At 71.7% G+C, this 21142-nt stretch carries 20 protein-coding genes; 9 read left to right on the top strand and 11 right to left on the bottom strand.

Annotation, left to right across the window (positions count from 1 at the left end; genetic code table 11):
* The first annotated feature begins 354 nt into the window (after window positions 1–354).
* From ASF94_RS19300 to ASF94_RS19290, 3 genes are read left to right on the top strand one after another with little or no spacing between them, the layout of a single operon-like run.
* A complete protein-coding gene (locus ASF94_RS19300; protein WP_056670371.1) occupies window positions 355–1731 on the top strand; it encodes an aspartate aminotransferase family protein in 1377 nt (458 codons plus the stop codon).
* A 6-nt stretch (window positions 1732–1737) separates the two neighbouring features.
* Window positions 1738–2805, top strand: a complete 1068-nt coding sequence (locus ASF94_RS19295; RefSeq protein ID WP_056670368.1) for a GNAT family N-acetyltransferase — start codon at window positions 1738–1740, stop codon at window positions 2803–2805.
* Window positions 2802–3707 (top strand): hypothetical protein, encoded by a 906-nt coding sequence (locus ASF94_RS19290; RefSeq protein ID WP_056670365.1) that lies wholly within the window; start codon window positions 2802–2804, stop codon window positions 3705–3707. The genes ASF94_RS19295 and ASF94_RS19290 overlap by 4 nt, the downstream gene beginning before the upstream one ends.
* A gap of 32 nt (window positions 3708–3739) precedes the next feature.
* Here ASF94_RS19290 and ASF94_RS19285 read toward each other — a convergent pair whose 3' ends face one another.
* From ASF94_RS19285 to ASF94_RS19245, 9 genes are all read right to left on the bottom strand, one after another.
* On the bottom strand, window positions 3740–4975 hold the full coding sequence (locus ASF94_RS19285; RefSeq protein ID WP_235505436.1) for a DegT/DnrJ/EryC1/StrS family aminotransferase: 1236 nt from the start codon (window positions 4973–4975) through the stop codon (window positions 3740–3742).
* A complete protein-coding gene (locus ASF94_RS19280; RefSeq protein WP_056670628.1) occupies window positions 4965–5384 on the bottom strand; it encodes a multidrug efflux SMR transporter in 420 nt (139 codons plus the stop codon). The genes ASF94_RS19285 and ASF94_RS19280 overlap by 11 nt, the downstream gene beginning before the upstream one ends.
* A 2-nt stretch (window positions 5385–5386) precedes the next feature.
* Window positions 5387–5773: an EamA family transporter gene (locus ASF94_RS19275; RefSeq protein WP_056670361.1), complete on the bottom strand. Its 387-nt coding sequence runs from the start codon at window positions 5771–5773 to the stop codon at window positions 5387–5389.
* Window positions 5770–6687, bottom strand: coding sequence for a carboxylesterase (locus ASF94_RS19270; protein ID WP_082493427.1), 918 nt, complete (start codon window positions 6685–6687; stop codon window positions 5770–5772). The genes ASF94_RS19275 and ASF94_RS19270 overlap by 4 nt, the downstream gene beginning before the upstream one ends.
* On the bottom strand, window positions 6684–7352 hold the full coding sequence (locus ASF94_RS19265; RefSeq protein ID WP_056670358.1) for an MtnX-like HAD-IB family phosphatase: 669 nt from the start codon (window positions 7350–7352) through the stop codon (window positions 6684–6686). The genes ASF94_RS19270 and ASF94_RS19265 overlap by 4 nt, the downstream gene beginning before the upstream one ends.
* 124 nt (window positions 7353–7476) lie before the next feature.
* On the bottom strand, window positions 7477–8493 hold the full coding sequence (locus ASF94_RS19260) for an HlyD family efflux transporter periplasmic adaptor subunit (protein WP_082493425.1): 1017 nt from the start codon (window positions 8491–8493) through the stop codon (window positions 7477–7479).
* Window positions 8481–9251, bottom strand: coding sequence for an ABC transporter ATP-binding protein (locus tag ASF94_RS19255; protein WP_056670356.1), 771 nt, complete (start codon window positions 9249–9251; stop codon window positions 8481–8483). Before ASF94_RS19255 ends, ASF94_RS19260 begins: the two co-directional genes overlap by 13 nt.
* Window positions 9248–10381, bottom strand: coding sequence for an ABC transporter permease (locus tag ASF94_RS19250; protein WP_056670353.1), 1134 nt, complete (start codon window positions 10379–10381; stop codon window positions 9248–9250). Before ASF94_RS19250 ends, ASF94_RS19255 begins: the two co-directional genes overlap by 4 nt.
* Window positions 10378–11844 (bottom strand): TolC family protein, encoded by a 1467-nt coding sequence (locus ASF94_RS19245; protein ID WP_056670350.1) that lies wholly within the window; start codon window positions 11842–11844, stop codon window positions 10378–10380. The genes ASF94_RS19250 and ASF94_RS19245 overlap by 4 nt, the downstream gene beginning before the upstream one ends.
* A gap of 163 nt (window positions 11845–12007) precedes the next feature.
* Here ASF94_RS19245 and ASF94_RS19240 point away from each other — a divergent pair, with 163 nt between their 5' ends.
* The 5 genes from ASF94_RS19240 (at window position 12008) to htpX (ending at window position 16984) form a co-directional block, all read left to right on the top strand.
* Window positions 12008–12769 (top strand): response regulator, encoded by a 762-nt coding sequence (locus ASF94_RS19240; protein WP_056670347.1) that lies wholly within the window; start codon window positions 12008–12010, stop codon window positions 12767–12769.
* A complete protein-coding gene (locus ASF94_RS19235; protein WP_056670344.1) occupies window positions 12766–13932 on the top strand; it encodes a cell wall metabolism sensor histidine kinase WalK in 1167 nt (388 codons plus the stop codon). The genes ASF94_RS19240 and ASF94_RS19235 overlap by 4 nt, the downstream gene beginning before the upstream one ends.
* Window positions 13933–14043: 111 nt before the next feature.
* Entirely contained in the window at window positions 14044–15129 is a 1086-nt protein-coding gene (gene pyrC, locus ASF94_RS19230; protein ID WP_056670341.1) for a dihydroorotase, read from the top strand.
* Window positions 15130–15151: 22 nt separating this feature from the next.
* Window positions 15152–15976, top strand: coding sequence for a DUF3025 domain-containing protein (locus ASF94_RS19225; RefSeq protein WP_056670338.1), 825 nt, complete (start codon window positions 15152–15154; stop codon window positions 15974–15976).
* A gap of 138 nt (window positions 15977–16114) precedes the next feature.
* On the top strand, window positions 16115–16984 hold the full coding sequence (gene htpX / locus ASF94_RS19220; protein WP_056670334.1) for a protease HtpX: 870 nt from the start codon (window positions 16115–16117) through the stop codon (window positions 16982–16984).
* 82 nt (window positions 16985–17066) lie between these two features.
* Here htpX and ASF94_RS19215 read toward each other — a convergent pair whose 3' ends face one another.
* Together ASF94_RS19215 and ASF94_RS19210 are read right to left on the bottom strand one after the other, a co-directional pair.
* Window positions 17067–17690 carry an FMN-binding negative transcriptional regulator gene (locus ASF94_RS19215; RefSeq protein WP_056670331.1) on the bottom strand — a complete coding sequence of 208 codons (624 nt, stop codon included), beginning with the start codon at window positions 17688–17690 and terminating at the stop codon, window positions 17067–17069.
* A 107-nt stretch (window positions 17691–17797) separates the two neighbouring features.
* Window positions 17798–18748, bottom strand: coding sequence for a LysR family transcriptional regulator (locus ASF94_RS19210; protein WP_056670328.1), 951 nt, complete (start codon window positions 18746–18748; stop codon window positions 17798–17800).
* A 124-nt stretch (window positions 18749–18872) separates the two neighbouring features.
* Between ASF94_RS19210 and ASF94_RS19205 the strand changes: the two genes are divergently transcribed.
* Window positions 18873–21011: a 3-hydroxyacyl-CoA dehydrogenase NAD-binding domain-containing protein gene (locus tag ASF94_RS19205; RefSeq protein WP_056670325.1), complete on the top strand. Its 2139-nt coding sequence runs from the start codon at window positions 18873–18875 to the stop codon at window positions 21009–21011.
* Window positions 21012–21142 lie beyond the last annotated feature (131 nt).

Below are 21142 nucleotides of genomic sequence, written 5' to 3'. Positions count from 1 at the left end.
GCGCCAGGGCTGGACGACACGGTGCCCGGCCCCGGGGTTCTTACGATGGCTGCGTGGCCCGTCGTACCTGCCGCCCCGGCAGGGTTGGCCGGCAACGGGCACCGATCGGGCCGGCTGCCGCATTCCGGGCAGCGCGCGCCGACGGCCCCGCAGGCACAGACCTGCCGGGCCGGGACCCCACCGCTTGTGTCTCCGCTTCCCTCCAGCGGGCTTCACCCCGGGGGCCTTCACCGGCCCCCGGGGGCTTTTTCGCGTGCCCGCCGCGTCTGCACACATTGCGCACAAAAGCTCGATAGTCGGGCAAGGTTGGCTGAACACACTCCGCGCCATATCTTTCCCGGAGTGCTTTTTTCCATGACCCTCGACACCGCCCAACTCCTCGCCGACGAAGCCAGGTACTGCTCCTTCGGCGACACCGTCCACTACGTGAATCCGCCCAAGATCTTCACGGGCTGCAACGGCAGCTACATGCTGGACGACCACGGCACGCAGTACCTCGATCTGCAGATGTGGTATTCGGCCGTGAACTTCGGCTACAAGAACGAGCGGCTGGAGAACGTGCTCAAGCAGCAGCTCGACACCCTGCCGCAGATCGCCAGCCAGTACCTGCACCCGACCAAGATCGAGCTGGCCAAGACCATCGCCCAGGACGCCGAGCGCAAGTGGGGCCGGGCCGGCCGCGTGCACTTCAACGTGGGCGGCGCGCAGGCGATCGAGGACTCGCTCAAGGTGGTGCGCAATGCCACGGGCGGCAAGAGCCTGATGTTCGCCTTCGAGGGCGGCTACCACGGCCGCACGCTGGGCGCCTCCAGCATCACCTCCAGCTACCGCTACCGCCGCCGCTACGGGCACTTCGGCGACCGCGCGCAGTTCCTGCCCTTCCCGTACCCCTTCCGCCGCCCCAAGGGCATGACGGCCGAGGAATACGGCGACTCGCTGGTGGCCGACTTCGCGCGCAAGTTCGAGAACGAATACCACGCCGTGTGGGACCCGAAGACGCGCCAGTGCGAATACGCGGCCTTCTACATCGAGCCCATCCAGGGCACGGGCGGCTACGTCATCCCGCCGGCCAACTACTTCAAGGGCATCAAGAAGGTGCTGGACGAGCACGGCGTGCTGCTGGTGGTCGATGAGATCCAGATGGGCTTCTGGCGCACCGGCAAGCTCTGGTCGATCGAGAACTTCGGCGTGCAGCCGGACGTGCTGGTGTTCGCCAAGGCGCTGACCAACGGTCTCAATGCGCTGTCCGGCCTGTGGGCGCGCGAGGAACTCATCAACCCGACCCTCTTCCCGCCGGGCTCCACCCACTCCACCTTCGCCTCCAACCCGCTGGGCACGGCCCTGGGCCTGGAGGTGATGAAGATGACCCACGAAGTGGACTTCGGCAAGCAGGTCTGCGACAGCGGCGCCTATTTCCTGGAAGGCCTCAAGGACCTGCAGAAACGCCACAAGGAGATCGGCGACGTCGACGGCCTGGGCCTGGCGCTGCGCGCCGAGATCTGCACCGATGACGGCTTCACGCCCAACCGTGCGCTGCTCGACAAGATGGTGGACATGGGCCTGGAAGGCACGCTCGAATACCAGGGCCAGAAACGCGGCCTGGTGCTGGACGTGGGCGGCTACTACAAGAACGTGATCACCTTCGCGCCCTCGCTGATGATCTCGCGCCCGGAAATCGACGAAGCCATGGTCCTGCTGGACCAGCTGCTGACCCGCGCCAAGCGCGCCTGAGGCCCCATGCGCTGGCGCAACCGGCTGGAGCCGGAGTCGCTCGTGCAGCATGCGCTCGCCCATCCGCCCGAAGGCTTCGGCTGGCTGGGCGGCGTGCCGGCGCCCGTGTTCGAGGCGCCGTTCGACCTGCTGACCACGGCGGATGAGGAGTTCAAGGCGCGGCTCGCCGGGCTGCCGCTCTTCGCGCGCTGGTCGCGCTGGCTGCGCATCCGCACCGCGTTCGTCGGCACCACGGTGACCGAATACGCGCCGCTGCCCACCGAGGCCACGCCGGAGGCGCTGGCCGCCGCGGTGCGCACGGGCCCCGGACGGCGCTACGCGCTCTCCATCGTCAAGGACATCCCCCAGGATTCGCCCCTGCTGGAGGAGGCCGACAACGCCTACGCCCGCCAGCTGGCCGAAGCCTGCGCGGCCCAGGGCTACGTGCTGGTCGAAGGCCAGGCGCTGGCCTATGTGCCCATCGACTTCGCCAGCGTGGAGGAGTACCTCTCGCGCCTGTCGTCCAGCCGCCGCAGCAACCTGCGGCGCAAGCTGCGCAGCCGGGCCGAGCTGCGCATCGAGCGCGTGCCGACCGGCGCGGCCTTCGCAGACGACGCCCGGGTGGACGCCTACTACGCGCTCTACGAGGGCGTGCATGCGCAGAGCGAGGTGCACTTCGACCGCCTGACCCGCAGCTTCTTCGCCGCCGTCCTGCGCGACGCGGACAGCGGCGGCATCAGCTTCGAATACCGCCATGCAGCCTCCGGCGCGCTGCTGGGCTGGAACCTCTGCTATGAATGCGATGGCCGGCTGGTGGACAAGTACATCGGTCTCTCGTATCCCGCCGCGCGTGCGGTCAACCTCTACTTCGTGAGCTGGATGGTCAATCTCGAATACGCCATCGAACGGGGCCTTTCCCACTATGTCGCCGGCTGGACCGACCCCGAGGTCAAGCGCAGCCTGGGCGCGCGCTTCACCTGGACGCGCCACGCGGTCTATGTGCGCAACCCGCTGCTGCGCGGGCTCGCCCGGCGCTTCGCCCGCCATTTCGAGAGCGACCGGCGCTGGCAGGACGGCGCGGAGGCCGTGTCGTGACGGCGTTCTCTCCCGCCCCGGTCGTGCTGGACCTGGATGGATCGGTGGGCGCGCTGCCCGGCGAGATCCGCCTGCCGCTGGCCGAGGCCTGGCAGGAGCGGATGCGGTTTGGTTGCGGCCTGCGCACGATGCGCGGTTTCGGGCAGGCGCTGCAATCGGCCATGCCCGGCTTTTCCGATCACGGAACGGTGTTCCTCGGCAGCGGCGACTTCCACCACCTGAGCTGGCCGCTGATCGAGCGGTGCATCGCGGCGCAGGGATTCACACCCGCGCGGCGGCTGCGCGTGGTGGTGCTGGACAACCACCCCGACAACATGCGCTTTCCCTTCGGTGTGCACTGCGGCTCCTGGGTTCGGCGCGTGGCGATGCTGCCGCAGGTGGCGCACGTGCACGTGGCGGGCATCACCTCGCGGGACATCGGCAGCGGCCATGCGTGGGAGAACTATCTGGCGCCGCTGCGCGCCGGCCGGCTCACCTACTGGAGCAGCGGCGTGGATACCGGCTGGGCGCGCTGGCTGGGCATCGCCGAACGCTTTCGCAGCTTTCCCGATGCCGACGCGCTGGTGGCGGAGCTGGCCCGCACGCTGTCGCGGCAGCCGGAGCCCACCTATCTCAGCATCGACAAGGATGTGTTCTCGCAGCGCGTGGTGCGCACCAACTGGGACCAGGGCACGCTCGAAGCGCGCCATGCCGCCACGCTGATCTCCGGGCTGCGCGGCTGCATCGTGGGCAGCGACGTGACGGGCGATGTCTCCACCCACCGGTACGCCACGGCCTGGAAGCGCTGGCTCAGCGCGGGCGACGGCCAGCGGACCGGCGAGGAGCAGGGCCGGTTGCCGGACTGGCAGGCCGCGCAGGCGGCGTTCAACGCCTGGCTGCTGAGCCTGCTGGAGGCCGACTAATCAGCCCTCCCGCCGCGTGCATCGTCGGCGGTTCAGGCAGCGCCACCGATGGCCTGCTGCAAGGCGTCGCACACCTGGCTGAAGCCTTCGTCGTCCAGCCAGGGGCTGTTGCTGATGGCCATCACGCGGCCCGCGAAATCCCGGGCGTTCGGCCAGGCTTCGCCGTCCGCGTGGCTGACGTGGCGGGCGTAGCGGGGATAGTCGGGCAGCGCGTTGGCGAAGGGCAGGCTCACCCCCAGCCCCCGGCCCCACAGGGCGCGGATGGCCGCTTCCCGGCTGGCCGCATCGGGCATCAGCACCATCAGGTTGGGCCAGGTGCCGCGCGCTCCGGCCACTGCGGGGCTGTCCTGCAGCACCTGCAGTGCGGGCAGGCGCCGGTGCAGCCAGGCGATGCGCTGGCGGGCGCGCACGCGGCCCTCGGCCAGCCACGCCGGCAGGCGCTGCAGGGCGCGCACGCCCACCGCCTGCCGCCATTGGCCCACCCGGTGCAGCGGGATGGCCCCATCGAAATCGTCGCCCGCGGCGCCCACGCGGTCGCCCCGCGCCAGGGCGCGGCGCAGCGGCAGGCCGTAGGCCAGCGGGAGTCCTGCCGGGCGGTAGAGGGCGGCATAGCCGATCAGCTCCACGCTGCGGCGCCATTCCCAGCCCCGGCGCCAGGGCGCGCGGGTGGCCGCCACTTCCTGGCAGGCCGCGCGCAGGTCGGGGTCGGCCACCGCGAGGGCGCCGCCTTCGTAGAGCGTGATTCCCTTGCCCACCGCCAGGCTGAAGAAGACCATGTCGCTGCCGGCGCCGATGCACGCGTCGCCGTGCAGTCGCGCGCCGAGCGCCTGCGCCGCATCCTCGATCACGCGGGCGCCTGCGGCATGGGCCAGGGCCCGCACGGGCGCCACGTCGGTCACGCGGCCTGCCAGGTGCGTGGGCAGCACGGCCAGCGTGCGCGGTCCGCAAAGCCGGGCGAGCGATGCGGGGCACAGGTCCAGCCCGCCCGGGCGCAGGTCGCACAGGCGCAGCCGCAGGCCGCAGTGCGCGGCCGCCAGGGCCACCAGCGGGCAGGTGTAGGCCGGCGCGACAACCTCGTCGCGCCCCGGCTCGACACTCCGCAGCGCAAAGAGGGCGATCACCAGCGCTGCGGTGCCGGAACATTCGATCTGCACCGCCGGCACGCCGAGAAAGCGTGCGAGCGCCGCTCCCAGATCGGCGTCGCCGCCAGGGCGCAGATCGCGCCAGTGCAGCGGCAGGCCGGCAGTGGGCGGGGCCTCAGGCGCCACGGGGTGTGCCCGGTGCGCCCGGTGCATCGGGCGGCTGTTCGGCGGCCTCGCTGCGGGCCAGGCAGGCGATGCCGCCCGCGATGAGCAGCGCGCCCAGCAGTTGCGGCCAGCCGATGGGCTCGTTGAAGAAGATGGCCGAGAACGCCAGCACCGAGACGACTTCGAGGTGCGAGGCGGCGAAGGCCGGGCCGATCGGCGCATGCTCCAGCAGCGTCATCCAGGTGAAGAACGCGCCCACGTAGCCCACGAAGGCGCCGTAGATCCAGGGCTGGCCGAAGACGCGCGCCAGCCAGTCGCCGGAGAATTCCAGCGGCAGCGCATGCTCGCCCGCCAGCTTGAAGCTGATCTGCGCGAGCGTGTCGAAGGCGATCAGCACGAAGAAGCCGATGGCGTAGAAGCGCTTCTTCATGCTCATCCCTTCAGACCGACCACGGCCACGCCGGCCGACACCAGCAGGATGCCCGCCACCCGCATGGGCGAGAGCTTTTCGCGGAACAGGAAGCGCCCGGCGATCATCACGGCAACGATGTTGATGGAGCCCAGCAGCACCCCGTCGGACAGCGTCACCAGCGACAGAAAAGCCAGCCAGACGATGAATTCGGCCACGTAGCAGCCGATGCCGATCCACAGCCAGGGTCTGCGCGCCATCCAGATCCAGCGCGCCAGGCCGCTGCCGGCACGCGGGTCGGCCGTGGCCGCCGCCTTGAAGGCCAGCTGGCCGCCGGTGTCCACCAGCATGTTGACCAGCCACAACGCCGCCACCAGCGGGGTGATGCCGCCGCCTTCTGCGGGGGTCATGGGGCAGGGCTTTCTGCCTGCTGTGCGGCGACCGCCTGGGCAAACGCCACGGTGCGTGCCAGCACCGTGCGGCGGTCGCGGTCGATGGTGATCATGTGGTAGCTGTCGTCCAGCAGCACCAGTTCCACCGGGGCATGGCGCACGCCGCGCACGATCTCCTCGGCATTGCCGGCCGCCGCGATGTCGTCGTGGCGGGCATGCATGACCAGGCAGGGTGCGCGCACCCGCCCCAGATTGCGGCGCACATGGGCCGACAGAGCGCGCAGCTCGATCACCGACCACCAGGGGTTGCCGGGCAGGCCGGCCGCCGCGCTGTCGCCTGCATGCATCTGCGACACCACGCGTTCGCGCAGCGCCTCGTCCTTGATGCCGTAGGGCGGTGCTTCCATGAACACGCTGCGCCGTCCGATGCCCAGCGCCTTGAAGAGGGGCAGCAGGAAGGCCAGGCGCGTGTAGCCGGGAATGCTCCAGCCGTCGTAGCGGAAGGTGGTGGACAGGGCCACCACGCCGGCCACCTGCTTCGGCCGCTCGATGGCCAGCGCCAGCGCCAGCAGCGCGCCCATCGACAGCCCGCAGGCGACGATCGGCCGGCCGGTGTGCTGCATGAGCCGGTCGGCGCCGCGCCGCACGCTGTCCACCCAGTCCTGCCAGCGCGTGGCGATCAGGTCGTCCTGCGTGCCGCAATGGCCGGCCAGCTGCACCGCCAGCACGGTGAAGCCCGCGCGGTGCAGACCCTTGGCGAGCAGGCGCATCTCGTTGGGCGTGCCGGTCAGGCCATGGATCAGCAGCACGCCGGTCGTGGCCAGCGGCCCGTGGCCCGCGAGCAGGAATTCATGCTGGGTGTCGTGCCGGCAGGCCGCTGGCGCGGCTGGGGCCCGGCCGGCCGTGGCGCGGAGAACGGCGGCGCCGTTCATGCGGCCAGCTCCAGCGCGCCCGGCGCGAGCGCGTCCAGCTGGTGCAGCAGGGCGATGGTGTCCCCGAAGTCGGCGAAGGGCGCGTGCGCGATGCCCTGCCGTTCGCAGTGGCCGATGAGCTTGTACTTGGCGAAAACGAAGTCCGCCTGGCCGGAAACGCAGAAGTCCGACGTGCTGTCGCCCACGAAGAGCACGCGCCCGTGCCGCGCGCGCTGCTCTTGCAGCCGTTCGCACTTGCAGTTGCCGCTGGCGCGCGCGCAGGCGGCGCTGGACCAGGGCGATTCGAGCCGCCACTGGCGCGGGCCGGCCTGCACGAGGCGGTTGGCGATCACGGGCAGGTCTTCCAGCCCGTGGCGGGCCAGCACCGTGCGGATGGCGTGGTCGATGCCATCGCTCACCACCTGCACGGGCATGCCGAGCGCGCGCGCCTCGCGCACGAAGGCGGCGAAGTGCGGGTCCACGTCGATCGTCGCCAGGTGCGCATCGAGTTCGGCGCGGTCCATGTCGAGCAGGGCGACCTGGCCCTTCATGCATTCGCGCGAGCCGATCTCGCCGCGCTCCCATGCGTCTTCCAGCGCCTGCCAGCCGGGCTGGCCGAAGCGCTGCAGCAGCGAGTCGGTCACGTCCACGGTGCTGATGGTGCCGTCGAAGTCGCACTGGACCATCCAGCCCGGCGCCGGCCGGTCGGCCGAGGGGGATGGCGAGGGCGACGCGGCGCGCGCCAGGGACAGGGTGCGGCGGACGGGCGTGGAGGAAAGGGAAAGACGGGGCATCGGGGCGCTCCTCGGATCAACGGTGGAAGACCACGCGCACCGTCTGGCCGGGGCGTGCGTCTGTGGGGGGGTGGTCGAACTCCAGCACGCACTCGACGACGCGCAGCGGGCCGCGCTGGGCGTCCTCCTGCAGGCGGGCGGTGCCCAGTACCGGGCTGATGCGCACCACGCGGGCGGCGGGCAGCGCCAGGGGAGTGGCGTCGCCATCGGTGGTAACGGTGGCGCGCAGGCCGGCCCGGAGTGCGCCGGCATAGCTTTCGTTCACTTCGGCGCGCACCAGCAGGGGCCGGCGGGGCAGCAGCGTGAGGGGGGCGTGGTCGCCGGCCGCGGCGAGCAGGCGCTGGCCGACCTGCGTGGCCACGCGCACCACGGTGCCGTCTTCGGGCGCGCGCAGCTCCAGCCGGGCCTGCTGGCCGCGCACCTGCGCCAGCCGCTGGCGCGCCACGCCCGCTTCTGCGCGGGCGACGGCCAGTTCCGCCTCCGCGTCGCGCAGCGCCTGGGCGGCGTCGTCGGCGCGCTGCGGCTCGGCGGCGCCGGCGGCGCTGGCCTCGGCCAGCCGGGCGGCCGTGCGCCTGAGGGCCGGCAGGTGCTGGCTGCGCGCACTGACCCGCGCTTCGGCCAGCTGCAGCTCGGCCTGGGCCACGCCGGTCTCGGCCTGCGCGGCAGTGCCCGACAGGCGCAGCAGCAGCTGGCCCCGGCGCACGGCCTGGCCTTCCTGCACCAGCAGCGCGTCGACCTGTCCGTCCTGCAGTGGTGAGAGCCGCAGCAGGCCGCCTTGCACTTCGATGCGGCCCCGTGCGACGGCCAGGGGCGACGCCCCGGGGTGGCTGCCGGCGGACCCGTCTTCGGCCACGGCGCCGTGGCCCGTGCCGGGGGCGGACGCGGCCAGGGCCGCCGATGCGGGTGCGGGTGCGGATGCGGCAGCGCCGGCAGCGGGTCGGTCGTTGCAGGCGGCGAGCAGGGCCGTGACCACGAGGAGGGCGGCAGCGCTCCGGTACCGGCAAAAGGAGAGGGGGCGGTTCATGCGGCGAATGCTTCGTTGCTGGCGTCCGGCTGGCGCCAGTCGGTGCGGATGGCGCCGTCCTCCATGCCCAGGACGCGGTCGGCATGTCGGATCAGGCGCGGGTCATGGCTCACGCACAGCACCGTCGTGCCGTGGTTGCGGGCGATGCGGTGCAGGATGTCGATCACGCGCTGGCCGCTGTCGGCATCCAGCGCGCTGGTGGGTTCGTCTGCGAAGAGCAGCTGGGGCGACTTGGCGATGGCGCGAGCGATGGCCACCCGCTGCTTCTCGCCGCCCGACAGCTGCGCCGGCCGCATGTGGGCGCGGGGCGTGAGGCCCACTTCGTCCAGCGCCTGCCGGGCGCGGCGCTGGCTCTCGTGCCGGTCCAGGCCCAGATAGCCCAACGGCAGCTCCACCTGCTCCACCGCCGTGAGGGCGGGAAACAGGTTGAAGCCCTGGAACACGAAGCCGGTGTGCTGCAGGCGAAAACGCTCCAGCGCCCGGCGGTCCATCGCGCCGAGGTCCTGGCCCAGCGCATGGACACTGCCGGCATCGGGCTGCTGCAGGGCCGACAGCAGCGACAGCAGCGTGCTCTTGCCGCAGCCCGAGGGGCCCGAGATCAGCGTCAGTTCCCCGGCGTGGATCGACAGGTTCATCTGCCGCAGCACCTGGACCTGCACCACGCCCGAGACGAACGACTTGTGCACGTCGCTGGCCTGCAGGCTGGGCGGTGTGACCGCCGGGCGGGTGGCGCGGCCGGCTGGGAAGGGAGGGGTGGCGGATGTCATCGCAGCAGCAAGGCCGGGTCGGCCGCCATGAGGCCCCGCATGGCGAAGAGGCCCGACAGCAGGGTGACGCCGCCCACCAGCAGCGCGCAGGCGGCGGCGGTGGGGCCATCCATCGCCACCGGCACGCCGTGGGCGTGGGCCAGGGCCAGCAGGCCGGCGCTGGCGCAGCCACCGAGCAGCAGGCCGAGCCCGCCGATCCAGCCGGCCTGCTCGATCACCAGCCGGCCCAGCGAGCGCCGGCTGACGCCCAGCGCATTGAGCACCGCGTATTCGCGCGCCGATCCGGCGACCACTCCCATCAGCGATTGGCTGGTGACCACGGTGCCCACCAGGCAGACGATGCCGACCATGAACAGCACGGCCACGCCGGCCCCGGTGTCCAGCAGCCAATAGAGCTGCGAGCGGCGCGCGAAGGCCTCGGCCGTCCAGACGGCGAACGGGCCGAAGCCCGGCGCGCCCTGGGCCAGGCGCTCCTGCACCGCCGCCGCCTGTTCCGGCCGGTGGGTGCGTGCGACCACGTAGGTGGGGCCGGCCGCAGCGTCGGCCCCGGCGATCTGCCGGGCCGAGTCGATGGAGGTGAGCACGTTCACGCCGCCCAGGCCGCGCAGGCCGTCCACCGCCGCCACGACGTGCACCGGGTGCGCGTTGATCCAGGCCGTGCCGCCGACTGCCGTGCCGAGGGTGGCGAGATCCGCCCGGTCCACGATGGCGGCGCCGGGGTCGCGCAGCGCCTCCCGCTGCCAGGGGGCCAGCAGCCCCGAAAACAGCAGGCTGCCCGGTGCCGTGTGGATGCCGGACACATAGACCGACACGCCGCCGCCGCCCTGTGCGCTGCGCCAGTCGCCGTCCACCCACACATAGGCTTCGGTGGCGGCCACGGCCGGGTCCATGGCCAGCCGCAGATCCACGTCGCGGCCGATGGCCCGGCCGAAATTCACGCTCTGCGTGCCCGGGTAGCCGGCCCACAGGTCGGCGCCGGAGGCGCGCACATAGACCGCGGCGCTGCCGAAGATGCCCAGCACCAGCGCCGCCTGCGCGACCAGCAGCAGGCAGGAAAAGCCCACGGCGAACACGGCCGGCACGAAACGGCGCCACTCATGGATCAGGGTCTTGCGGGCCAGGGCGGTCATGGCGCCACCCCTTGCGATGCACGCGCCTGCGCGTGCCGTTCGGGCACCGCGCCTTCGCCTGCGGGCAGCGGCGCCCCGCCCAGCGCCTTGTAGAGCGCGACGAAGGCCAGCGCCCGCGCGTCGTTCGCGGTGGCCTGGTCCGATTCGGCCTGCACCAGGGCCCGGTGCGCGGCCAGCCCGTCGTATTCGCTCGCCAGGCCCAGCCGCGCCAGCGTGGCGGCGGCGGCGGTGCGTTCCTGCGCGGCCGACACCACCGCGGCCAGCGCATCGGCGCGCTGCTGCTGGGCGGCCAGGGCGGCCAGCGCGCCCTCGGCCTCGGCCACGCCGGCGCGCAGGGCACGCTCCTGGCCCAGCACCGCAGCCTGCAGGGCCTGCTGCTGGGCGTCCACCTGGCGCACGCGGCGGCCCCAGTCGAAGAGCGGCACGTCGATCACCGGCCCGATGGCGGGCACGTCGTCGCTGGTGGTGCGCCGGTTGCGGGTGATGTTGTAGGAATAAAGCAGCGAGCCGGTGATCGAGATGCGGGGAAACAGCTCCGACCGGGCCAGGCCCACACCGGCTTCGGCCTTGCGGACGGCGGCTTCGGCTGCCCGCACGTCGGGGCGGGTGCGGATCAGGTCGGCCGGCAGTGCCTGGAAGCCGAAGGGCGGCAGCGCCCCGGCGGCGGGGGTCCCCGGCGCGCCGGGGAGGGTCCAGGCCGCATCGGGGGTGCTCCGGCCCAGCAGCACGGCCAGCGCCTGGGCGGCGCGGGCCCCGGCCTCCTGCGGCAGGGCCCGCGCGGCGCGGGTCTGGGCCGCCTGGGCGCGGGCCTGGGCGGCTTCACCGGCTGCGCCGGTGCGCGTGCGGCGGCGCACATCCGCCAGCGCCTGGGCCCGGTCGTCCAGCTGCGCCAGGCGATCGAGCTGCTGCAGCTGCCGGCGGGCCGACTGCAGGTCGAGGTAGTTGCGCACCACGTCGGCCACCACGGCCACGCGAATGCCCTGGCCGTCGGCCAGCGACGCATCGACATCGGCGTTGGCGGCGGCGCGCACGCTGTCGCCCGCGCCGAACAGGCCCAGCTCCCAGACCATGTCGATGCTGGCGTGGAAGTACGTGTCGGTGGCGGTGACGTCCTGCACGTTGCGCGCATTGCCGCTGAAGGACGGGCGGAACTGCACGGCCGCGCGGCCTGCCTGCAGGCGCGCTTCCCGCAGCCGGTGGGTGGCGATGGCGAGATCCAGGTTGCGGGCCAGGGCTTCGTCCACCAGGGCGTCCAGCGCGGGGTCGCCGAAGAGCTTCCACCAGGCGCGCAGATCGGGCGCCGCCGGGCCCTGCGGCAGCGGGGCGGTCCATGCGGCCGGCGCCGCCGGCCCGTCGATCGGCAGGGGCGTGCCCGGCACGGCGCAACCGGTCAGCCAGGCGAGCGCCATCCAGCCCGGCGCTGCGCGCAGGAAAGTGGAACGGATCGAGGGAGTGAAGCGCACGAAGGCCGGAGTCGTCGGGGTGGAACAGCCGGCATTGGACCGCCCCAAGCTTGCGCACCCGTGCATGGAATATGGAGGCTTCGTGGAGACGGCGGGAGACTGCCCGCGCTCCGCCCCGCCATGCCCCGCGCTGTGGATAATCCGCGCCAATCCCCTGCCGCCCATGCTGTCCACCCCCCCCTCCCAGGCCCCGAGCCCCCTCATCCTCGTCGTGGAGGACGAGCCCGGCATCGCCAGCATCCTGGCCGCCTACCTGCAGCGCGACGGCCTGCGCGCGCAGCATGCGGCCGACGGGCTCGAAGGCCTGCGGCTCTTCCGCCAGCTGCGGCCCGACCTGGTGCTGCTGGACATCCACCTGCCCGGCATGGACGGGCTCGACCTGCTGCGCGAGATCCGCAGCCACGCGCAGACCCCCGTGATCATGGTCACCGCCGTGGCGGACGACGTGGACAAGCTGCTGGGCCTGCGCATGGGGGCCGACGACTACGTGGTCAAGCCGTTCAGCCCGCCCGAGGTGGTGGCGCGCGTGCGGGCCGTGCTGCGGCGCGTGCAGCCGCAGGCGGCGGCCGCCCCCCGCGCGGCGCCGTCCATCCGCGTCGGCCGCATCGAGATCGACCAGGAAGCGCACGCCGCCCTGGTGCATGGCGACGACGGGCAGGCCGTGGCGCTGCCGCTGACGCTCACCGAGTTCCGGCTGCTGGCCTGCCTGGCGGCCCAGCCGCGGCGGTGCTTCTCGCGCAGCCATCTCATCGACCACTGCCTGCCCGAGAGCGACGCGCTCGACCGGGTGATCGATTCGCACCTCTCCAAGCTGCGCCGCAAGCTGCAGCAGGCAGGGCAGGGCGACCTGATCGAAACCGTGCGCGGTATCGGCTACCGGTTCTGGCCGGGTGGCGGCCCTGGCGCGGCGGGATCCGGCGGATGACGCCGCACGGCCCCCTGCTGCAGCGGGTCTGGGTCCGCTTCGGCCTGTGCATCGCCGCCACCGTGGTGGCGACCATGGCGCTGCTGGCCGGCAGCGTGACGCTGTTTTCGGAGATGCAGTACCGCGACTTCTACCGCGGCCTGCCCGCGCCGGTGCAGCGCGAGATGGACGACCTGCGCGACCGGGGGGAGGAAGACGGCCCGCGCGCCATGGAGATCTACGCGCGCTACTGGCAGGGCGACTTGCTGTTCGGCGAGAAGTGGTCGCTGGTCGTCGGCCTGGTGGTGTGCCTGCCGGTGGGCCTGGTGGTGGGCTTCTGGGTGTCGCGCATCGTGACCCAGCCGCTGGCCTCGATGGCCGAGGTGGCCACGCATGTGGCCGAAGGCGACTTCAGCGTGCGCGCGCAGCCCGGCCGGATGCACGACGAGATGTCGTCCACCGTGCGGCATTTCAACCAGATGATCGATTCGCTGGAACGCATGGCGAAGGAACGCCGCGCCACCACCGCCTCCATCTCGCACGAGCTGCGGACACCGCTGGCCGTGCTGCGCGCCCGGCTGCATGCCATCTGCGACGGCGTGATCGAGGCCGATGCGGCGGAATCGCGCGGGCTGCTGGACCAGGTCGAATACCTGGGCCGCCTGGTGGGCGACCTGCACACCCTGTCGATGGCGGAAGCCGGACAGCTGTCGCTGGAGACCGCGCCGGTCGACCTGGTCGATCTGGTGCGCGAGGCGCTCGCCGGCCATGCCCAGCGCATCGCCGACCACGGTCTGGAACTGGCGCTGGAGGTGCCGGCCGACGGCGGCCCGGTCTGGGCGCTGGCAGACCCCGACCGCGTGCGGCAGATCCTCTTCAACCTGGTGGAGAACGCCCTGAAGCACGCCGCATCGGGCCGCTGGCTGGGCGTGGAGGTCGCGGTCGCGGACGGCACGGCGCTGCTGACCGTGAGCGATGCCGGCCAGGGGCTGCCCCAGCACATGGCGGACGGCCCCTTCGAGCGCTTCCCGCATCCGGCCGGGCGGCGCGGCGAAGGCTCGGGGCTGGGCCTGTCCATCGTGCGCGCGCTGGCCGAACGCCAGCAGGGCAAGGTGCGGGTCGAAAGCCGGCCCGAGGGCGGCACCCGGTTCGTGGTGCAGCTGCCCCGGGCGAACGTGGCCTGATCCCCAGGCTGGCGGCGCGCCGGCGTGCGCCCAGGCGTGGCAGGGGCGCCGGTACGGCCAGGAAGGGGAAAGCAGCCCGCAGGCCGGAACGGAATGGGAGAATGTCGCCCCATGACCGCAGCCGCCCCCACCACCACCACCCCCTCTCCCACCACCGCCGCCCGCGACACGCTCACCATCACCCGCCCCGACGACTGGCACCTGCACGTGCGCGACGGCGAGGCCCTGCGCACCGTGGTGCCGCACACCGCCGCCCAGTTCGGCCGGGCGATCATCATGCCCAACCTGCGCCCGCCGGTGACCACCGCCGCGCAGGCCGCCGCCTACCGGGGCCGCATCCTGGCCGCCCTGCCCGAAGGCGCCGCGTTCGAGCCGCTGATGACCCTCTACCTCACCGACAACCTGCCGGCTGACGAGATCGCCCGCGCGCGGGACGCCGGCGTGGTCGCGGCCAAGCTCTACCCGGCCGGTGCCACCACCAACAGCGATGCCGGCGTGACCGACATCCGCAAGACCTACGCCACGCTGGAGGCCATGCAGAAGGCCGGCATGCTGCTGCTGGTGCATGGCGAGGTCACTTCCAGCGACATCGACCTCTTCGACCGCGAGGCGGTGTTCATCGAGCAGCAGCTCATTCCGCTGCGCCGCGACTTCCCCGAACTGAAGATCGTCTTCGAGCACATCACCACGAAGGACGCTGCGCAGTACGTGCGCGAGGCCGGCCCCTTTACGGCGGCCACCATCACCGCGCACCACCTGCTCTACAACCGCAACGCCATCTTCACGGGCGGCGTGCGGCCGCACTACTACTGCCTGCCGGTGCTCAAGCGCGAGACGCACCGCGTGGCGCTGGTCGAGGCCGCCACCAGCGGCAGCGACCGGTTCTTCCTGGGCACCGACAGCGCCCCGCACCCCGCGCACCTGAAGGAACACGCCACCGGCTGCGCGGGCTGCTACACCGCGCATGCCGCCATCGAGATGTATGCCGAGGCGTTCGACAACGCCGGCGCGCTCGACCAGCTCGAAGGCTTCGCCAGCTTCCACGGCCCGGCCTTCTACGGCCTGCCGCGCAACGAAGGCACCATCACGCTGCGCCGCGAATCGTGGACCCCGCCCGACAGCTTCGCCTTCGGCGAGGCCGAGCTGAAGCCCCTGCGCTCGGGCGAGGCGCTGCCCTGGCGCGTGGTGGCCGGCTGATCCGCTGCGGCAGCCGCAGGTGATGCCGCCGGTGGTGCCGGTTCACGCCATCGACTGGAGCCGGGCCTGGCTGCAGCCGGTGCGCGCCGCGGGCCAGTGCGTGGCGCAGGGCGTGGCCGCCGGGCAGCCGGTGGCTGACGCGCTCGACCGGGCGCGGTGGCTGGCCAGCGGCGAGGCCGGCGTCGGTGCCGGAGTGGGCGAGGGCGCCCATGGCGGCGCGGGCCCGGGCGAGCGCGGTGCGCCCCGGTTCGTCACCCAGCAGGCGCTGGCCGAAGGCGTGGCGTACGAGAGCTTCATCCACGCCACCGGCACCGTCCCCACCCGCGACAACCTGCACGACTTCTTCAATGGCCTCGTCTGGCTGCACTACCCGCAGACCAAGCGGCTGCTGAATCGATGGCAGGCGCAGGCCATCGCGGCGCAGGGCATCGGCGCGGTGCGCGGGCCGCTGCGGGACGCGATCACCGTGTTCGATGAGAACGGCGCCGTGCTGTTCGCTCCGGCCGCGCTCTGCGACGCGCTGCGCGAGCGCGCGTGGCGGCGGCTCTTCGTGGATCTGCGGCCGCTCTGGTCCCGGGCGACGTTGCTGCTGTTCGGCCATGCGCTGCTGGAAAAGCTGGTCCAGCCGCGAAAACCCATCACCGCGCATGTGTACTGTGCCGATGTTGCTATTGAATCAGTAGCAGAGGCGGACGCCTGGCTGGCGCAGACGCTGGATGCCGAGGTGTTTGCGGGCAAGCCGTTCAATCCCCTTCCCGTCCTGGGAATGCCCGGCTGGTGGCCCGAAAACGAGAACTTTTGCTTCTATGATGACTCCCACGTTTTCCGCAGCAGACGCCCCACATAAGCACCACAACAGGGCGCGCAACCGCTGCGGAAGCGGCTTGAACCGCTGAGCAGCACCCCCATTTTTCGTGCTGCGCACCCGCGTGATGCCGCAGTGCCAACCCCACCCCCTGTTTATCCCTTTGCGGAGAACTTCTCGATGAAACGTATCGCCCTTTTTCTGTTGACCAACATCGCCGTGGTGGTGGTGCTGGGCATCGTCGCCAGCCTGCTGGGCGTCAATCGCTTCCTCACGGCCAACGGCCTCAACCTGGGCGCGCTGCTCGGCTTCGCCTTCATCATGGGCTTCGGCGGCGCGATCATCTCGCTGCTGATCAGCAAGCCCGTCGCCAAGTGGAGCGCGGGCGTCACGATCATCGACGGCACGGGCTCGCCCGATGAGCGCTGGATCGTCGACACCGTGCGCCAGTTCGCCGACAAGGCCGGCATCGGCATGCCCGAGGTCGGCATCTTCGAAGGCGAGCCCAACGCCTTCGCCACCGGCGCCTTCAAGAACAACGCCCTGGTCGCGGTGTCCACCGGCCTGCTGCAGGGCATGACGCGCGAAGAGGTCGAGGCGGTGATCGGCCACGAGGTGGCCCACGTCGCCAACGGCGACATGGTCACCATGGCGCTGATCCAGGGCGTGATGAACACCTTCGTGGTGTTCCTCTCGCGCGTCATCGGCTATGCGGTGGACAGCTTCCTGCGCAAGAACGACGAGAACAGCTCCGGCCCCGGCATCGGCTACTACGTCACCACCATCGTGCTCGACATCGCCCTGGGCTTCCTGGCGTCGATCATCGTGGCCTGGTTCAGCCGCCAGCGCGAGTTCCGCGCCGATGCGGGTGCCGCGCAGCTCATGGGCCGCAAGCAGCCCATGATCAACGCCCTGGCCCGCCTGGGCGGCGCCGGCCCCAACGAGCTGCCCAAGAGCATGGCTGCCATGGGCATCACCGGCAACATCGGCAAGCTGTTCTCCACGCACCCGCCGATCGAAGAGCGCATCGCCGCGCTGCAGAACCGCTGAGCCGCAGCGCCTGCCGCACTCCCATCCACCCCGCCGCGTCACCCCGGCGGGGTTTTTTTTATGCAGCGCCCAGACGCGGCGCCTATCCGTTCTGCGGCCGCATGCGGTCGGCCAGCGCCGGGTTGCCGCGGCCGGCCGCGCCCTCGGCCGCGCCGGTCCGGTCACGGGCGTCCTTGTTCTGGCTGAGCTTGCGCTTGCCGACCAGCGAGGTCACGGCGATCTCGATGCCCACGATCTGCTTGAGCAGGCCGTCGACGAAAGCCGGCTCGGAGTCCGACATCTTCCAGGGGCGTGGCTCGGCGGCTTCATGCCGGCGCGTGAGGCGGCCCACCAGGCCGCGCACGAAGCGCTCGTCGTCGCACACGGTGAGCCTGCCGTGCGCGTGGACCACCTCGTAGTTCCAGGTCGGCACCTGGCGGTGGGCTTCGTGCTTGCTGGGGTACCAGTTCGGCGAGATGTAGCCCTCGGCGCCCCGGAAGACGACCAGCACCTCCGCCCCCGCGCCGTTCTGCCAGACCGGGTTGGCGCGCGCCACGTGGGCCGTCAGCACGCCGTGCGGGCCTGCGCCGGGGTCGAATTCGAAGGGAATGTGGTCGGCGTCGGGTCCGTCCTCTCCCTGGGTGACCAGCATGCCCAGGGGGTGCTCGCGGATGATGCGGGCCAGTTCGTCGGGCCGGGTTTCGGCGAAGTGCGCGGGGATGTACATCGTGGTCCTGAGGGCAAGAGCGGCTGCCGGGGCAGCCCGCGGAAGGCAGGCCCGCCACTCTTGCGCAGACCGGCCCGGATGGCAAGCGCCGCGTGAGGCAGCGCCGGTCAGTGGCCGGGGGGCGACGCGCCCGTACCGGCCGGAAGGGGGTGGGCCGGCGTGCCCGCCGCCTCCCGCAGCTGCGCCTTGTCCAGCAGGAAGTCGATGCAGGTGCGCACGGCCCGGGTCTGGTGGCGGTTGGGCAGGTAGAGCAGGTACATGTGCGTGCCGAAGATGCTGAGCCGGTACTCGTCCAGCGTGGTCAGCACCTCGCCGGTGGCCAGCTTGTCCTGCACCACGTAGTCGGGCACCAGACCCACCCCCAGCCCGGCCAGGATGGCCTGCCGCAGGAACGGGAAGTGTTCCGAGATCAGCGTCGGCTCCAGCATCACCTCGTGCCGCTCCGCGCCCTGGTAGGCCGCCAGGCGCAGCTGCCGGCCGGTCACGCCGGCCGTGATGACGGGGCTGGTGCGCAGCGCGTGCAGGGTGCGCGGCAGGCCGTGGCGGCGGGCGTAGTCGGCCGACGCGCAGGCCAGGTAGCGCACGTTGCCCAGGCTGCGCGCCACCAGCGACAGGGGCGGCTCCTGCACCACGCGGATGGCGATGTCCACCTCGTCGCGCAGGTTGTCGGCGCGGTTCTCGAACAGCACGTCCAGCACGATGCCCGGGTACATGCGCTTGAACTCGACCAGCCAGTCGCTCATCACGATCTGGCCGTAGCCGCTGGGCACGCTGATGCCCACGCGGCCCTGCAGGCCCTGGCCCAGCGTAGTGACGGCTTCCTGCGCGGCCATCAGCTCGTTGCGGATGGTGCGGCCGTGCTCGTAGAGGCGCAGGCCGATCTCCGTGGGCTCGACCCGGCGCGTGGTGCGCTGGACCAGCTGCACGCCCACGGCCTTTTCCAGCTTGGTGAGGTGGTAGCTCACGTTGGCGCGCGTCATCTTCAGCTTGCGCGCGGCCTGGCTTAGGTTGCCGGCATCGATGATTTCGACCAGCAGGGTCAAGGAAGGCAAATCCATCGTCGTGCGTGTCGATTGGTCAGGATCATTTGACAGTCTGTCAATGATTGATGTGATTGTCAGAAACCATTGTCGCCGCAAGAATGGGTGTGGGCTTTCAAGAAACACTCAGGAGACAAATTGCATGACGTCTGAAGCGACCGGGTCCGTAGTCCGCCAGCAGGAACTCGAAGGGGTACTGGTGGTGCGTATCGACAACCCACCCGTCAACGCGCTCGGCGCCGCCGTGCGCCAGGGGTTGCTGGCGGCGATCGAACAGGCCGAGGCGAATGCCGCCGTGCGCGCCGTGCTGATCGTGGGCGAGGGCAAGGCCTTCATCGCCGGGGCCGACATCCGCGAATTCGGCCAGCCGCCCGTGCCGCCGGCGCTGCCCGACGTCTGCCACCGGATCGAGTCGTGCGCCAAGCCGGTGGTGGCCGCCATCCACGGCGCGGCCCTGGGCGGCGGGCTGGAGGTGGCGCTGTCCGCCCACTACCGCCTGGCCTTGCCGGCCGCACAGCTGGGCCTGCCCGAAGTGAACCTGGGCCTGCTGCCCGGTGCCGGCGGCACGCAGCGCGCGCCGCGCCTGATGGGCGCCCAGCCCGCGGCCGAGATGATGCTGAGCGGCAAGCCGCTGAACGCCAGGGCGGCCCAGGCCGCGGGGCTGGTGGACCGGCTGGCCGAAGGCACCGACCCCGTCGCCGCCGGTGTGGGGTACGCGCGGGAACTGCTGGCCGCGAATGCCCCGGTGCGCCGCACGCGCGAGCTGGCCGTGCCCGACGCGGACGCCGCACTCGCCGCGCTGGATACGCTGGCCGCCGATACCGCCAGGAAGTCGCGCGGGCTGTTCTCGCCGCAGAAGATCGTCGAATGCGTGCGCAATGCCGTCGAGCTGCCCTTCGACGAAGGCATGCGGCGCGAGCGCGCGGCCTTCATGGAATGCATCGCCAGCCCCCAGCGGGCCGGGCTGATCCACGCCTTCTTCGCCGAGCGCGAAGTCGCCAAGGTGCCGGAGGCGAAGGCCGCCGCGCCGCGTCCGGTGGCGTCCATTGCCGTCATCGGCGGCGGCACCATGGGGGCGGGCATCACCGTGTCGGCGCTGGACGCCGGCCTGCCGGTGACGATGATCGAGCGTGACGACGCCTCGCTGGCCCGGGGCCGCGCGCACGTCGAGAAGGTGTACGACGGCCTCGTCGCCAAGGGCCGCATGACGGCCGATGCCAAGGCCGCCGTGATGGCGCGCTACACCGGCAGCACACGTTACGAAGACATCGCGGCCGCCGACCTGGTGATCGAGGCGGTGTTCGAGGACCTGGAGGTCAAGAAAGCCGTGTTCCGCGAGCTGGACCGCGTCTGCCAACCCGGCGCGGTGCTGGCCACCAACACCTCGTACCTGGACATCGACGCCATCGCCGCCGCCACCGGACGCCCGCAGGACGTGATCGGCCTGCACTTCTTCAGCCCCGCCAACATCATGAAGCTGCTGGAGATCGTGGTGCCGGCGAAGGCCGGCGCCGACGTGGTCGCCACCGCTTTCGCGCTGGCCAGGACGATGAAGAAGGTGCCGGTGCGCGCCGGCGTGTGCGACGGCTTCATCGGCAACCGCATCCTGGCCGTGTACAAGCAGGCGGCCGACTACCTGATGGAAGACGGCGCGTCGCCCTATGAGATCGACGCCGCCGTGCGCGGCTTCGGCTACCCGATGGGCCCGTTCCAGGTGACCGACCTGGCGGGCGGCGACATCGGCTGGGCCACGCGCAAGCGCCGTGCGGCAGCGGCGGTGGAATCTGGCGCCCCGAAGGCGCGCTACGTGGAGATCGCCGACCGCATCTGCGAGCGCGGCTGGTTCGGCCAGAAGACGGGGCGCGGCTTCTACCTCTACCCCGAGGGCGCCCGCACGGGCCAGCCCGATCCGGAGGTGCTGGCCATCGTCGATGCCGAGCGCGCCAGGAAGGGCGTCGTGCCGCGCAGCTTCACCCCCGACGAGATCATGCGCCGCTACCTGGCCGCCATGGTCAACGAAGGCGCCAAGGTGGTGGCCGAGGGCATCGCCCTGCGGCCGCTGGACGTGGACGTGACCTTCCTCTCGGGCTACGGCTTTCCGCGCTTCCGTGGCGGGCCGATGAAATACGCCGACATGGTGGGGCTGGACACCATCCTGGCCGACATCCGCGCGTTCGCCCAGGAAGACCCGCTCTTCTGGCAACCCGCGCCGCTGCTGGAGCAGCTGGTGGCCGAAGGCCGGAACTTCGACAGCCTGAACCGGGCAGCGGCCAGCGCCTGAGCGGCTGAACGCACCACGCACTATCAAAAAGAGAGCTGCCTGCGCTGGTGAATCGGGCGATTCAGAGGCGTTTGGCTCTGAGTTGCTCACGGAACCAGCGCAGCCAGATCCTGAATCCATAGCAAATTCAC

The organism is Acidovorax sp. Leaf160, assembly GCF_001424265.1.
Taxonomy (GTDB): Bacteria; Pseudomonadota; Gammaproteobacteria; order Burkholderiales; family Burkholderiaceae_C; genus Paracidovorax.
This window is presented reverse-complemented; position numbering and strand designations above follow the sequence as displayed.

Coding starts and splice junctions, on each gene's coding strand:
- ASF94_RS19300 (WP_056670371.1), top strand. CDS start 355: ATGACCCTCGACACCGCCCAACTCCTCGCCGACGAAGCCAGGTACTGC.
- ASF94_RS19295 (WP_056670368.1), top strand. CDS start 1,738: ATGCGCTGGCGCAACCGGCTGGAGCCGGAGTCGCTCGTGCAGCATGCG.
- ASF94_RS19280 (WP_056670628.1), bottom strand. CDS start 5,384: ATGAAGAAGCGCTTCTACGCCATCGGCTTCTTCGTGCTGATCGCCTTC.
- ASF94_RS19275 (WP_056670361.1), bottom strand. CDS start 5,773: ATGACCCCCGCAGAAGGCGGCGGCATCACCCCGCTGGTGGCGGCGTTG.
- ASF94_RS19270 (WP_082493427.1), bottom strand. CDS start 6,687: ATGAACGGCGCCGCCGTTCTCCGCGCCACGGCCGGCCGGGCCCCAGCC.
- ASF94_RS19265 (WP_056670358.1), bottom strand. CDS start 7,352: ATGGTCCAGTGCGACTTCGACGGCACCATCAGCACCGTGGACGTGACC.
- ASF94_RS19255 (WP_056670356.1), bottom strand. CDS start 9,251: ATGACATCCGCCACCCCTCCCTTCCCAGCCGGCCGCGCCACCCGCCCG.
- ASF94_RS19250 (WP_056670353.1), bottom strand. CDS start 10,381: ATGACCGCCCTGGCCCGCAAGACCCTGATCCATGAGTGGCGCCGTTTC.
- ASF94_RS19240 (WP_056670347.1), top strand. CDS start 12,008: ATGCTGTCCACCCCCCCCTCCCAGGCCCCGAGCCCCCTCATCCTCGTC.
- ASF94_RS19235 (WP_056670344.1), top strand. CDS start 12,766: ATGACGCCGCACGGCCCCCTGCTGCAGCGGGTCTGGGTCCGCTTCGGC.
- pyrC (WP_056670341.1), top strand. CDS start 14,044: ATGACCGCAGCCGCCCCCACCACCACCACCCCCTCTCCCACCACCGCC.
- ASF94_RS19225 (WP_056670338.1), top strand. CDS start 15,152: ATGCCGCCGGTGGTGCCGGTTCACGCCATCGACTGGAGCCGGGCCTGG.
- htpX (WP_056670334.1), top strand. CDS start 16,115: ATGAAACGTATCGCCCTTTTTCTGTTGACCAACATCGCCGTGGTGGTG.
- ASF94_RS19215 (WP_056670331.1), bottom strand. CDS start 17,690: ATGTACATCCCCGCGCACTTCGCCGAAACCCGGCCCGACGAACTGGCC.
- ASF94_RS19210 (WP_056670328.1), bottom strand. CDS start 18,748: ATGGATTTGCCTTCCTTGACCCTGCTGGTCGAAATCATCGATGCCGGC.
- ASF94_RS19205 (WP_056670325.1), top strand. CDS start 18,873: ATGACGTCTGAAGCGACCGGGTCCGTAGTCCGCCAGCAGGAACTCGAA.